Genomic DNA, 13377 nt, shown 5'->3' with positions numbered 1-13377 from the left:
CACACGGGCAGCTTGTTTTCTTGTAGCATTTTCATCGACCATTGAGAAATCCTATTTCCGTCGTTTGGTACAAACGCGATTTGAGAATTCACGACCATTGTCCATTGCGAGAGGCCTTACAGGCTGGAAATCCCGTCTTAGCTCTTTGGATTGCAGAATCAGCTTTGGTAAATCATCCTGATTACAGCTCGAGGCATTTCGCCTTTCAACTCCAGTCTGCATTAGAGGTAAAAGGCAAACTAGAGAAAAAGGGCATCACCATGTGGATAGCGTATGGAGATGCGTTTGATATTTTCAGGTTCATCCATACTGAATATCGAATATATTCTGTATACTCATATCAAGAGACAGGGGTTCGCACTACTTATGAAAGAGATCTTCAGCTTGCTAAATACTTTCGTTCGGCTGGCATTAAATGGCAAGAGTATAGGCAATTTGGCGTGATTCGTGGCTTACGTAACAGGTGCGATTGGGACAAAAAGTGGAAGGAATTTATGCGTGCCGAAAGGTGTACTCCTGATTTTTCCAAATATTCCTTTCCAGCGATTGATTTGCAACATCCATTTGAATTTCCGACAACACTGTGCAATCAATGGCTTATTGAATCTAGAAACTATCAACCTGCAGGAGAGGATGCAGGAATATCGACCCTAAAGACTTTTTTAGACGGGAGATATCACTCCTATAGCCGGCACATTTCAAAACCGGAAGAGAGTCGTACCAGCTGCAGCCGTCTTTCACCGCACATAGCCTGGGGTACAGTCAGTTTACGACGCGTGTATCAAGAAGCCATAGAATTGTACAAGCATCCAAAGTCAGCCAAATTCCCGCTTCGAGCCTTTATAAGCAGGCTGCATTGGCACTGTCATTTCATCCAAAAGTTTGAATCGGAAGACCGAATGGAGTTTGAGCACGTAAATCGAGGATACCAAGCAATGCCTTACGAGTTCAATCCGGCTCTAGTGAAAGCCTGGGAAGAGGGGCTTACTGGGTTTCCACTGGTAGATGCTTGTATGCGCAGTGTGCGCTCAACGGGATATCTAAACTTTCGAATGCGGGCCATTTTGGTTTCTTTCCTTACGCATTACCTTTTTCACGACTGGCGATCGGGGGTTCATCATCTGGCGAAACAGTTTCTCGACTTTGAACCGGGCATCCACTATCCGCAGTTTCAGATGCAAGCCGGTGTGACAGGCATAAACACCATTCGCATTTACAATCCGGTAAAACAATCTTTAGAACACGATCCGCAAGCCCACTTCATCAAACTATGGGTGCCCGAGCTATCTCGGTTGCCAGCACCTCTTGTACATGAACCATGGAAGACTATTCCGATGGATGAGCTGATGTACAATTTTCGCTACGGAATTGATTATCCTCGTCCGATCGTCGATCTATCGATCGCCTACAAGAGAGCTCAAAAGATACTTTACGAAGCTCAGAAGTGGCCGAAAGTAATAGAAGAAAATCAGAGAATTCTAGCAAGACATACCACCTCGTCGCGCAACATCGACAAACGAACGGATGAAATTTTAGAGGAAGATTGACTTTTTAAAAGTATTAACATTTTATTTGCAAGAAAAATTACCTGCTATGCAAACCAATATTTTAACTGAAGTTTTTTTGCCTATTTCACTGGCCATTATAATGCTTGGAATGGGGCTCGGCCTAACGTGGGACGATTTTGCGCGCATCGTAAAATTTCCAAAATCCGTGGCAGCTGGTTTGGTCAATCAGCTTCTATTACTGCCGTTAGTGGGGCTATTGATTGTTAGCACCATTCCTATTACTAAAGAGCTGGCTGTCGGCTTGATGGTACTTGCTGCCTGCCCCGGAGGCGTAACTTCTAACTTAATTACCCACTTAAGTAGAGGGAATACCGCTCTGTCAATCACCCTAACGGCCATCACCAGTGTGATTACCATTTTCACGATTCCTTTTATTGTAAACTTCAGCCTCGACTTCTTTATGGGCAAAGAGGCAAACATCGAATTGCCGGTTGGCAAAACGATGATTCAGATCTTTGGAGTTACACTGGTTCCCGTAGCCATTGGCATGTTTATACGCAAAAAAGCATCTGCATTTGCTGAGAAGGCTGACAGACCTGTGCGCATTTTTTCGGCAGTGATTTTTGCTCTCATCGTTTTAGCAGCGATTCTAAAAGAAAGACAAAACCTGCCAGAGTACTTCCGCACAGCTGGATTGGCCGCTTTGCTTTTGAACTTGGCAACCATGGCCCTTGGTTGGTTTTCCGGTGCTATTACTGGAATTCCATATGAAGACAAAATATCCATCGTCATCGAATCTGGCATTCAAAACGGCACACTCGGAATTATGATTACCGCTACGTTACTCGAAAATCCGGCAATGACTGTAGCTCCTGCCCTTTATTCGCTCATTATGTTTATGACCGGAGGGTTGCTCATAATTGGGTTTTCAAGGAAAAGACAACTTGCTGAGGCCTAATATCCAATTAGCCTTTAAACCATTTTTTGATCTCTAATATTGATTTTTTTAAATGAAACCCCGTCATTACGACGGGGTTTCTTCGTCAGAGCACACAAAAAGGAGGGGGAAAACTGAAGCCAGGGGATGCTATTAATGAAATTGCTCTGACTCAGTACTACCGGCTAAGGCAAGTGTAGAAGCACTACCTGCAGTAATCACATTTTGAATAGCGTCAAAATAACCTGTTCCTACAAAAGCTTGATGCTTCACTGCTCTGTAACCGAGGTGCTCGTTTTCAAACTCACGCTGCTGCAGGCGGCTATAGGCCAGCATACCTTCTTCGCGATAAGCGGTTGCAAGCTCAAACATGCTGTTGTTGAGTGCATGCCAACCTGCTATAGTGATGAACTGAAACTTGTAACCCATTTCTGCTAAATCTTCGCGGAAGGTGCGCATTTGTTTTTCGGTGAGTTTAGCAGCCCAGTTAAAGGAAGGTGAGCAGTTGTATGCCAGCAATTTGCCGGGATATTTGCTGTGGATGCCTTCAGCGAACTGGCGAGCTTCTTCAAGAGAGGGCTTAGAGGTCTCACACCAAATAAGGTCGGCATAAGGAGCGTAAGCCAATCCACGGGCAATGGCCTGTTCGATACCATTGCGTACGTAGTAGAATCCCTCAGAGCTGCGTTGGCCTGTGATAAATGGCTGATCGCGCGGATCTACGTCACTAGTTAGCAAGTTGGCAGCGTCGGCATCGGTGCGCGCGATTATGATGGTGGGCACGTCGAGTACATCGGCAGCAAGGCGAGCCGCAACTAGCTTATTAATCGCTTCTTGAGTTGGAACAAGCACTTTGCCGCCAAGATGACCACATTTTTTAGCCGATGACAGCTGGTCTTCGAAGTGTACCCCGGCAGCGCCAGCAGCTATCATTGCCTTCATCAGTTCATAGGCATTCAGATTGCCACCAAAACCTGCTTCTGCATCGGCTACGATGGGTACCATCCAATCGATGGAAGTATCGCCGTTCATCCAAAGGATCTGATCAGTGCGCAACAAGGCATTATTGATTCGGCGAACCAGTTCGGGAACGGAATTTACCGGATACAGCGATTGGTCGGGATACATCTCGCCGGCAGTGTTGTTGTCACCGGCCACTTGCCAACCTGAGCAATAAATAGCGCGAAGCCCAGCTTGCACTTCTTGAATGGCTTGATTGCCTGTGAGAGCACCTAAACCTGAAACTACGGGTAGGGTATTCAGGTCGTTCCAAAGGCGCTCGGCCCCACGGCGAGCCAATGTATATTCAATTTTTACGGAGCCGCGTAGATTTATTACATCTTCGGCTGAATAGGGGCGAGTAATTCCAGCCCAACGCTTGTTGGTAGCCCAGTCTATTTTCAGGGCTTCAATGGCTTGCTGTCTGTTCATAGATTTGGGGGTTTTTGTTTGGTTTTTATTTTGGGAGTTTATCTGATTTTAAGGTAAAAATTCGTAAGCTGGTAGAGTTAAAAATTCAGTAAATTCTACATCAAGCACGAGCTGATCGAGAATGCACTCTGCCACGCGGAAGCGACCTGAAGCAAAGCGCTTCTCACCGACCATTCCTTTTATTTTAGCAAGTTCTTCTTTTTTGAGTTTTTCGTACACGTACTCAGTGAACTCAATACCTTCAGAAGTAACTACCTTGTTGTGAAGCCATTGCCAAAGCTGAGCCCTTGAGATTTCAGCTGTAGCAGCATCTTCCATCAGATTGTAGATGGCTGCTGCTCCAGTGCCGCTGAGCCAGCTTTCAATGTAGAGAAGGGCTACGTTTATATTGTGGCGAATGCCTTTTTCGGTAACAACAAGGGCCGGAGGTGTTAGTAAATCAGCGGCCGTAAAATCATGTGTCGGTTTTACCTTGTGAATTTGATTGGGCTCGGGCATGTATTGATCAAAAATTTCTTTGGCTACTTGCACCAAGCCCGGATGAGCTACCCAAGTGCCATCATGGCCATTGAGCACTTCGCGCAGCTTGTCTTTGCGTACTTTTTCAAAAGCTGCCTGATTTTCAGTTTCATTGTCTTTTACTGGAATGAAAGCCGACATACCGCCCATGGCATGCACCCCTCTGCGATGGCACACTTGTACCACGTACTTGGAATACGCATCCATAAAGGGTGTCTCCATGGTTACTAGAGCTCGATCAGGCAAGATGAATTGCTTGTGGTTTTTGAGCTTTTTGATGTATGAAAAGATGTAATCCCAGCGACCACAGTTTAATCCAGCAGAGTGTTCGCGGAGTTCATAAATGATTTCATCTGCCTCGAAAGTAGCCAGTATCGTCTCAATAAGCACAGTAGCCTTAATGGTTCCACGCTTTAAGCCCAGATAGTCTTCTGAAAAATTAAAGACATCATTCCACCAGCGAGCTTCGAGATGGCTTTCGAGTTTCGGCAAGTAAAAGAAAGGCCCAAATCCGTTTTCGATGCTTTTGAGAGCGTTGTGGAAGAAGTAAAAACCAAAATCAACTAATGACCCTGAAGCGCAGTTGGAACTATACTTGAGATGTTTCTCAGGCAAGTGGAGACCTCGAGGGCGAACGAAAAGCACGGCAATTTTCTCATTCAGTGCATATTTTTTGCCATTTGGAGCAGTAAAATCTATTTGACGGCGCACAGCATCGAAGAGGTTCACTTGTCCTTCATACACGTTTTGCCAAGTCGGGGAGTTGGCATCTTCGAAGTCTGCCATAAATACATTGGCACCACTGTTCAGCGCGTTGATGATCATTTTTCGATCAACCGGACCTGTTATTTCTACGCGCCTATCGGCGATGACCTCAGGTACAGGAGCAGCTTTCCAGAAGTCCACCCGAATATGGCGTGTTTGTGGCAGAAAGTCGGGAAGGGCACCGTTGTCTATTTCCTTCTGCCGCTTGCGACGCATAGCAAGCAGTGCCAAGCGTCGCTCGTTAAACTCTTGGTGGAGCGCATCCACAAAGGCCATTGCCTCAGGACTGAAGATATGAGAAGCCTCAGCGGGCAAGGGGGTATTGAGGGTAAGTTGGGAGGTTTTGTTTGTGACCATGTGATTTTCAATTTGTAAAATCATCGACACAAATCTAAAACGAAAATTTGTATTCAGCGAATTTTCGCTATTAAAATTTTTTCGATTTTCTGGAATTTTTCATAAAAACGTAGATTTTTAAAGTCAAATAGTACTTTTGTGCTATGTACAAGCTTACAGAAGATAAAATACGACTGATTTTTGGCCTTAAAGTGCGCCATCTTCGCACAGAACAAAACCTCTCTTTACAAGAAGTAGCTGATAAAAGTGGACTTTCCGTATCGTACATAAACGAGATAGAAAAAGGTAAAAAATACCCTAAAACCGATAAAATAGCTGACCTGGCCGAAGCCCTGGGCACTACTTATGACCAACTCGTCAGCACTCGACTGCCCCGATCACTTGCGCCTTTAGTTGATATTTTTAATTCGGGCATTCTCGATGAGCTCCCTTTTGAACACTTCGGAATTGATTACCAAAAATTCGTCGAAATCATCACACAATCGCCTGCTAAAATCAGCGCTTTTATATCGACCTACATCGATATAGCCCGCAATTACGACCTTAATAAAGAAAAGTTCCTCTCGGCAGCCTTGCGCTCTTATCAGGAGCTTCACGACAACTACTTCCCACAACTCGAAAAAGAAACAGAGCTGTGCGCACGCCACTTTCAGATTCCACTTGATGCTGCTGCCAACTGGGAATTTCTAAAAGACATCCTCACAAAAAAGTTTGGTACTCTCGTGACCGAACTAAACACCACTACTGAAACAATCGTACTTCAGCAGCTGCGCGCTCTCTATTATCCCGATCGCAACGAACTCTCCATTCATCCGGGCCTTCACCCGTACCAAAAAGCGTTTATTCTCGCCAAGGAGATCGGTTACCACTGGTTAAACCTTCCTCTTCATGAGCGGGTGTATTACTACAAAGATTGGAACTCCACAAAAACCTTTGATCAAGCGCTGATTAATTTTCAAGCGTCATATTTTGCAGGGGCTCTCCTTTTACCACTGCAAGCATTTTGCAGCGATGTGTCGTACATGTTGGAGTCGATGGAATTTCCGGGTGAATTTCTGGAATCGATGCTTCGCAAATGGAATACATCGCCCGAAACCCTCATGTACAGACTCACAAACATTTTGCCCGGGCGATTCGGACTTCAAAAGATGTTCTTCCTTCGATTTAATCAAGACGGTCATCGCCAGAGCTTTCATCTGTCAAAAGAGCTGCATCTGGGCAATAAACACCAGCCACACGGTAATGAAAGTGGCGAACACTACTGCAGACGCTGGATGAGCATTAAGATTTTTAACGAGCTAAACCAAGAGAAAAAACACGCTCTCGGGGTTCAAAAGTCGCACTACATCGACTCGGGCCTTGAGTATATCGTAATCTCCTGGGCAAGAGAAACTCTTTCAAAACCCTTTAGTCGAACCTCTATTAGCATCGGAATTGAAGTCAATAACGATACTCGAAAGAAAATTCGCTGGATTAACGATCCCAACATACCAACACACAAAGTAAATGTTACCTGCGAACGCTGTCGGCTCGACCCCTGCCAAGAACGAGCAGCCGAACCAAAAATTTACCGCAAACTCCAAGAAATCGAATCTATCAAACAAATTTTGCAATCCGAAGGCCTTATAAAAGAATGAAAGACAATTCGCCCACTAAACCCGTCCCAAGTTTTAAAGTGCCTAAGTGGATTCCCATTACGATTCGGATGTTGGAGAAGTTTTCTCCAAAATTAGCTCTGAAACTTGCTTTAAAGTTCTTCTTCAGGCCAATTCCGTTCAAAACTCCACCCGTTGAACGCAAGTGGCAAAACAAAGCTTTGCAAAAAACACTATATGCCAGTGATATGCCCTTCACTCTTTACAGATGGGGGAAAAAGGGGCCAAAAGTCTTACTCGTTCATGGCTGGAGTGGAAGGGGCACTCAATTTTACAAGCTTATAAAAAAACTTGTTAAACAAGGTTATCAGACCTTCGCCATTGATGCACCGGGACATGGCAGATATCCAGCCAAAAAAACCGATTTGCTCAAGTTTATCCAGGCAGTTGAAACTGTTCACGGTGAATACGGTCCTTTTTACGCTCTCATAGGTCATTCACTGGGTGGTGTGGCTATATCAAATGCTGTAATAAGAGGTGTATCGACCCGAAAATTAGTCGTTATTGGTTCTCCCGCCCTCATCAGCAATACCGTTAAAGATTTCTGTGTAAGAATAGGAGCTTCAAAAAAAATTGAGGTGGCTCTCATGATTAAGCTTAAGGAACTCTATGGAGAAAACATACAACAATATTCCTTAGCTACAGTAGTTACGAAACTCAGCATTCCGGGCTTGATCGTACACGACACCCATGATGAAGACGTGAACTACTCAGAAGCTCAACTCGTACATCAAAATTGGCCAGGTAGCCAACTGCTCACTTCCTCGGGTTTAGGCCATCGAAGGGTACTAAGAGATAAGCATGTGAACAAAAAAATCATCCGTTTTCTCGAGAAAGAAACGCATTTGCACTCAATGACCTATGAGCAGATTCAACAACTTTTTATCAAAAACAAAAAAAACTCTGATAATCAATAACTAAAAAAAGTTGCCTTGATCATCACAAAAACACCCTTTAGAATCAGTTTTGTAGGTGGCGGATCAGACCTGCGCTCCTTCTACAGCAGGCGCAAAGGAGCTGTACTCAGCACTACCATCAATAAATACATGTACATAAGCAGTCACGATTTTTTTGAACCCGATAAAATCCGCACCAAATACTCAGTGACTGAAACTGTGAGCTCTGTGGCAGAATTAAAACACCCCATTTTGCGCACAGTGCTAACCGAGCTTCAGATTTCCGGTGGAGTGGAAATCAGCAGCATTGCTGATGTTCCATCCGGCACTGGCATGGGGTCATCATCTTCCTTCACCGTAGGAGTTTTGCACAATTTAATGGTTCGACAGCAGAAGATTGTGACCAAAGAAAAGCTCGCAGCAGGTGCATGTGAAGTGGAAATTGACATTCTCGGCGAACCCATTGGAAAGCAAGATCAATACGCAGCTGCCTACGGCGGCCTTAATCTCATTGAATTTCTGCCTGACGAATCGGTGCGGGTATCGCCATTGTATCTAAATCCTGAAAACAAAAAAACCTTAGAAGAGCACTTGGTACTTTTTTACATCGGTAGCCAGCGCAGTGCCAGCGCCATATTAGCTGAGCAAAACAAAAACACAACCAGTCAGCTCGACAAGTTTAATGCGCTCTGTCAAATGGCCGACATGGCTGAAGAGCTCTACTATAGACTATTAGAAGGCGATTTAGAGACTATGGGACATTTACTCCACAAAAATTGGCAACTCAAGCGCCAATTGGCCGGAGGGATTTCAAACCCCACCATTGATGAGATTTATGAAACTGCCTTAAAAGCAGGAGCTCTTGGCGGCAAGTTGCTCGGGGCTGGGGGCGGTGGCTTTATGTTATTTTTTATTTCACCTAATCGAAAAAATTACCTGATCGAAACCCTAAAACAGCTAAGACTCTTCCCCTTTCACTTTGAAAATGAAGGTTCTAAGCTTATCTATTTTGGCGATTGATCTTCATCCTTTTTTAACGATAGCACATTATCTCGCAGAATAGCAAAGTCAGGCTTAAAGCGCCAGATATAATCCTTACTATCAGGGTGCACGTATCGCAAAAGTAGAACGAACGATCCCACCGCCGTGATAGTGTAAGAAATTGTATTTACTACGACGGCTCCAAAAAGACCAAATTGTTTAATAAAAAAACTGCTCAAAGTGGCAACGGGTACAAAAGCAGCCAGCGAAATCATGAAGTTTACGACAAACTTGCCTCTGCCAGCTATGTAATGGGAGTACACCATACCAGCAGCGAGTATAGCCACAGCCGGAGTCATCGCCAGCAGCCACTGCGCCAGCCCAGAAAAATCTTTCCCCAAAAAAGCTAGAAAAAACCCATTAGGTAAAAACGCCAAAACGAGCATCGCAAGAGCGCTAATTAAACCTACCCAACGAGCCGTTACAAAGGTGATAATGCCGGCATACACATCCTTCCCAGATTGTGATACACGCGAATACACCACCAGGCTCGCGCTTTTGGCAACAAGCCATATGCCCTCGCCCAACTGCACAACCGTTGAAAAAATACCGACAGCTCCCGTTCCCAGCCATTTATCGAGAAAAAAATACGTAAACCGGTAATTCAATTGCTGAATTAAGTTGCCTATCTGTATGTGAAATCCATCTTTTAACAACCGAAAGACAATCTCAAAATTCAATCGAAACGAAAATTTTTCGCTTTTTATGTCGGGCCACAAAAAGATAAGAGAAAGCATCCACTGCGCTGCTGCTCCTAGGCTTAACGATAAAAAATACTGGTGGACATCAGGACGGAAAAGATGGTATTGAATGACAAGCGAAGCAATCAAAACTGCATTTACCGAGAGTGAAGCAGCATTGTGAAGGTGAATTTTATCGCGACCCACCAGCAGGTATTGCTGAGCCCAGCCGGTAGCGTAAAAAAATACCACCACAGCCAGATATCTCACATCCGGAAGTCCCTCGCTCCATAATGCTGAAGTCAAACCTAAAATACCTAAACCCACCAAAGCCCAAGCATAAGCCCCTGTGAGAAGCTCAGAAACCTTGTGGCGCGGGGCATAATACACCATAGCCGAACCGCCGAGCAGATTTCCAATCATCAAAAATATACTCACCCACAGATTGAAAAGAGCTGTCTCTCCCACCCCCTCACTGCCAATGTGGTGAGCGTTAATCGACAAGATTAAGAGACCAAGAAACGCAGAAATAGCTCTTGTGGCAGTGGTCTGAAACAGCTTTTTAATCATCGCATTAAGTGCTGATATCTCCTTAAAAATTTGCTGCCTACTGAGGCGTAGCTAAAATAGGCGGTCGAATAGGCCCTCAGGGCATCAGGAAGATATTTTTCACTGTTTTCTAAAAAATATATCATCGCTTTTTTCAGGTCGCTTTCATTTTTTGGATCGACAAGTACACCTTGCTCTACGTTAAGCCACTCTTTAATTCCACCCACATCGCTGGCCACCACAGGTATACCGCAAGCCCAGGCTTCGGGAATCACACAAGGAAAATTTTCATAATTGCTATAAAGCACTAAACAGCGCGATGCATTGAAGTAAGCCGATACTTCCTCAGCCGACAGCTCACCAAAGAATGTAACAGCATTCCGGATATTAAGCTCTTCAGCAAGTTCAATAAGAGGTGTTAGATCGCCATCGCCTCCTATTGCCATATTCGTCTTTGGATATCTTCGCAATACTTGAGCAAATTGCCTTAAAATAGCATCAGGCCTCTTATGCTTAAAATCGAGAGTGGAGAGATGGATAAAGTCAAATTGTTTCTGAACTCCAGGCATTGGCTTAAATACGTCCACATTCACCGCATTTGGAACAACATGCATCGGCAAGCTGATTCCCAAAGCTGATTGCATGGCTTGGCCTAAATGATGTGAAACAGGCTGAAATTCATCCACATGCTTTGCAGACCACTTAATAAGGCTTTGTTTCCATTTAGGCAGTTTTGAATAATTGCCGTTGTGATATCCCGTCCAATGCTCGATGCACAGTATGGGTTTTTTCAGGAGCCATTTGAGAGGAAAAACTGTCCAGTATGTTTCGTGAAAAATATTCAAATGTATCAGGTCGGTTGAAGAACCCCTTGTCAAGAGTATCCTTACCAAAAAGAGAAACAACTGAATTTTTCCAAAAAGACCAGGTGTATAATACAGATGTACTCCAGAAAAATCCCTTTCAGAGAAAAATTCGACTTCTGTCGTTGTCTTTGAATTTTTAAAGTAATGAAATATAAAAAGCTCTGCATGTTGACTCGCCACCTCGGCATGTCGCTTTACAAAGTTGCCTAATGTGGAGTGCAGCTTACTGGGGTACCAAGGGGTGATCCAGAGCACTCTTGGCCTCTTCATTATATCTGCTGAAGGTGGTGAAGACAAACTTCCCATCTCCCTTTAACTAATCGGGCAAAAAGACCACTTTTACCTCATTGGATGGCATTTCGGCAATATCGATCAACATTTTAATCCACGCCTTGCCATAGCGACTGTAGTACTGACCAGCATTTTCATACCGCTCTTGTAGCACCCCACCCGGAAATACCTTTTGATTTATGGATTCTAACTTCTCAGCAAGCCAGGCGTTTTTACGAATCTCTGCATTCAGCACTTTGTTTTTCAATTTTTCTAAGCCCTTTAAGTGCCTTACTTTCTGAGCCTGAGTAGCTGCCTGAAGCGAGAAATCGACCGACGCTACATAGGAGGCTATTTTTTCATACAGATTTTCTATCTCTTCTGCAAAAAATTCAAACTGTCCTTCGGTAGCCGAACTGCGCTTGACAATATTTTTAAGTACTGTTCTTGGTGAAACGAATAAATTATTAAGCGAAAGGTTGTTCTTTTCAAAAAACTTCAGCGTTTTTTGGTCGAGCATCACAAAAGAATTGCGCAGCAGCAAAATGGGCATTGGCACCTGATGGGCAACAAACATTTCTTTCAGCTGCAGCCAATAGGCAAGTTCATTCGCTCCGCCCACATAGGCGAGATTCGGAAGCACAAATTCCTGATACAGAGGCCTTGTTACCACATTGGGGCTAAAGCGTTCGGGATACAGTTCGATTTCGTGTTCTAATTCTGTCGCGCTCCACCGAACGTTGCCCGCTGAGTACGCAGTATCCTTGTCTTTTACGATGCGCACCCTACCAGATTCACTTAAGTAAAAAAAGTTGATTTCTCTTGGATTCACCTGGGTAAACCACAGCTTGCCAAGCTGCTCAGAAGTAGATTTTACAGTCTTGGCTGAAGTTTGATTAAGAATTTCATCTTTAAGGATGAATCGAAAGGACTTTTTAAGCTCAGGGTCATCGCCATCGACCACCATTACACCGCATTCACCGAGCAGCGCATGTACTAATCGACGGGTAGCTACCGCAAGGTTGGGTGCATCTAAGTAGGCACTTTGTAGTATTTCAATCCACTCGGCAGTAGCTGTATTATGAGGTTTTAAAAAATCAGAGTAAGTCTCCAAGAGTTTGTAAAAGTCATCAAGCGGCAATCTGCCAACAGGCATTCCATTAGATTCTTTAATCCATAAAAAACGAACCTGATGGTGATGAAAGTGATTGATTTCGTCGAAATCGTGATCTTCACTGGCCATCCAATACACCGGCACAAAGTGAAAATCAGGGTAAAGCTTCTTTAAACGCTTGACCATGCTAAGTGTACTGATGATTTTGTACAAAAAGTACAGTGGACCGGTGTGTATGCACAATTGATGGCCGGTAACTACTGTAAAAGTATTCTGCGATGTAAGCGACTGGATGTGATAATGCAATGTGGAACTCTCATCAATGCTAATACCGGCTTCTCGATATTGGCGTTCAATGGCATTTTTGAGTATAGCCCTTCGCTCAGCGGTGAATTCTAGTTGTTTTTCTAAGATTTGACTATAAAAATCCTTATCAGAGAAGTGGCGATTGTAGAACGGGACTAATTCTTGATTGCCGGAGATATATTCGAGCGTTAGGGATGGTAAAATGCCTGTTTTGGAGAATGGAATTGACTCTACAACTACAGAAGTTGACAGACTTGGATCGATAGACATCATTACACAAAAGTAAAAAGAATAGCCGACCATCCCGGCCGGCTACTCGAATCAACACACCATGAAAAGACTATTTGTTTCTGGAAGCGAAAGCTACGATCTTATCGCTCAATGGATCGGTCATGCTACCGAAATCCTCCACCCAATTGCCGTTTTCGTCAATCAGGAATTTGTGGAAGTTCCAGCGCACGCTGGCATCCGATTTTCCATTCA

At 44.2% G+C, this 13377-nt stretch carries 10 protein-coding genes; 5 read left to right on the top strand and 5 right to left on the bottom strand.

What is annotated here, in order from left to right; translation table 11 throughout:
* Nucleotides 1-41 precede the first annotated feature (41 nt).
* Together EIP89_RS10460 and EIP89_RS10455 are read left to right on the top strand one after the other, a co-directional pair.
* The gene (locus EIP89_RS10460) at nucleotides 42-1547 is read left to right on the top strand and encodes a cryptochrome/deoxyribodipyrimidine photo-lyase family protein (RefSeq protein ID WP_218019365.1); all 1506 of its coding nucleotides are present in this window, start codon (nucleotides 42-44) and stop codon (nucleotides 1545-1547) included.
* A gap of 46 nt (nucleotides 1548-1593) precedes the next feature.
* Nucleotides 1594-2466: a bile acid:sodium symporter family protein gene (locus EIP89_RS10455; RefSeq protein WP_124398632.1), complete on the top strand. Its 873-nt coding sequence runs from the start codon at nucleotides 1594-1596 to the stop codon at nucleotides 2464-2466.
* 132 nt (nucleotides 2467-2598) lie between these two features.
* On the opposite strand, the gene aceA is transcribed toward EIP89_RS10455, so the two are convergent.
* Nucleotides 2599-3876 carry an isocitrate lyase gene (gene aceA, locus EIP89_RS10450; protein ID WP_124398631.1) on the bottom strand — a complete coding sequence of 426 codons (1278 nt, stop codon included), beginning with the start codon at nucleotides 3874-3876 and terminating at the stop codon, nucleotides 2599-2601.
* Nucleotides 3877-3924: 48 nt separating this feature from the next.
* Nucleotides 3925-5517, bottom strand: coding sequence for a malate synthase A (gene aceB / locus EIP89_RS10445; protein WP_124398630.1), 1593 nt, complete (start codon nucleotides 5515-5517; stop codon nucleotides 3925-3927).
* 143 nt (nucleotides 5518-5660) lie between these two features.
* On the opposite strand from aceB, the gene EIP89_RS10440 reads away from it, so the two are divergent.
* The 3 genes from EIP89_RS10440 to EIP89_RS10430 are packed head-to-tail and all read left to right on the top strand — an operon-like array spanning nucleotide 5661 to nucleotide 9088.
* Nucleotides 5661-7154: a helix-turn-helix domain-containing protein gene (locus EIP89_RS10440; RefSeq protein ID WP_124398629.1), complete on the top strand. Its 1494-nt coding sequence runs from the start codon at nucleotides 5661-5663 to the stop codon at nucleotides 7152-7154.
* The gene (locus EIP89_RS10435; RefSeq protein ID WP_124398628.1) at nucleotides 7151-8089 is read left to right on the top strand and encodes an alpha/beta fold hydrolase; all 939 of its coding nucleotides are present in this window, start codon (nucleotides 7151-7153) and stop codon (nucleotides 8087-8089) included. The genes EIP89_RS10440 and EIP89_RS10435 overlap by 4 nt, the downstream gene beginning before the upstream one ends.
* Nucleotides 8090-8104: 15 nt before the next feature.
* The gene (locus EIP89_RS10430; RefSeq protein ID WP_124398627.1) at nucleotides 8105-9088 is read left to right on the top strand and encodes a GHMP family kinase ATP-binding protein; all 984 of its coding nucleotides are present in this window, start codon (nucleotides 8105-8107) and stop codon (nucleotides 9086-9088) included.
* Here EIP89_RS10430 and EIP89_RS10425 read toward each other — a convergent pair.
* The 3 genes from EIP89_RS10425 to bshC are packed head-to-tail and all read right to left on the bottom strand — an operon-like array spanning nucleotide 9073 to nucleotide 13167.
* Nucleotides 9073-10359 carry a lipopolysaccharide biosynthesis protein gene (locus tag EIP89_RS10425; protein WP_124398626.1) on the bottom strand — a complete coding sequence of 429 codons (1287 nt, stop codon included), beginning with the start codon at nucleotides 10357-10359 and terminating at the stop codon, nucleotides 9073-9075. The two genes, EIP89_RS10430 and EIP89_RS10425, sit on opposite strands and share 16 nt — an antisense overlap.
* On the bottom strand, nucleotides 10356-11474 hold the full coding sequence (locus EIP89_RS10420; RefSeq protein WP_160160589.1) for a glycosyltransferase: 1119 nt from the start codon (nucleotides 11472-11474) through the stop codon (nucleotides 10356-10358). Before EIP89_RS10420 ends, EIP89_RS10425 begins: the two co-directional genes overlap by 4 nt.
* Before the next feature lie 46 nt (nucleotides 11475-11520).
* Nucleotides 11521-13167, bottom strand: a complete 1647-nt coding sequence (gene bshC, locus EIP89_RS10415) for a bacillithiol biosynthesis cysteine-adding enzyme BshC (RefSeq protein ID WP_160160588.1) — start codon at nucleotides 13165-13167, stop codon at nucleotides 11521-11523.
* Between the last annotated feature and the right edge of the window lie 210 nt (nucleotides 13168-13377).

Source organism: Thermaurantimonas aggregans (assembly GCF_003851885.1).
Taxonomy (GTDB): domain Bacteria; phylum Bacteroidota; class Bacteroidia; order Flavobacteriales; family Schleiferiaceae; genus Thermaurantimonas; species Thermaurantimonas aggregans.
This window is presented reverse-complemented; position numbering and strand designations above follow the sequence as displayed.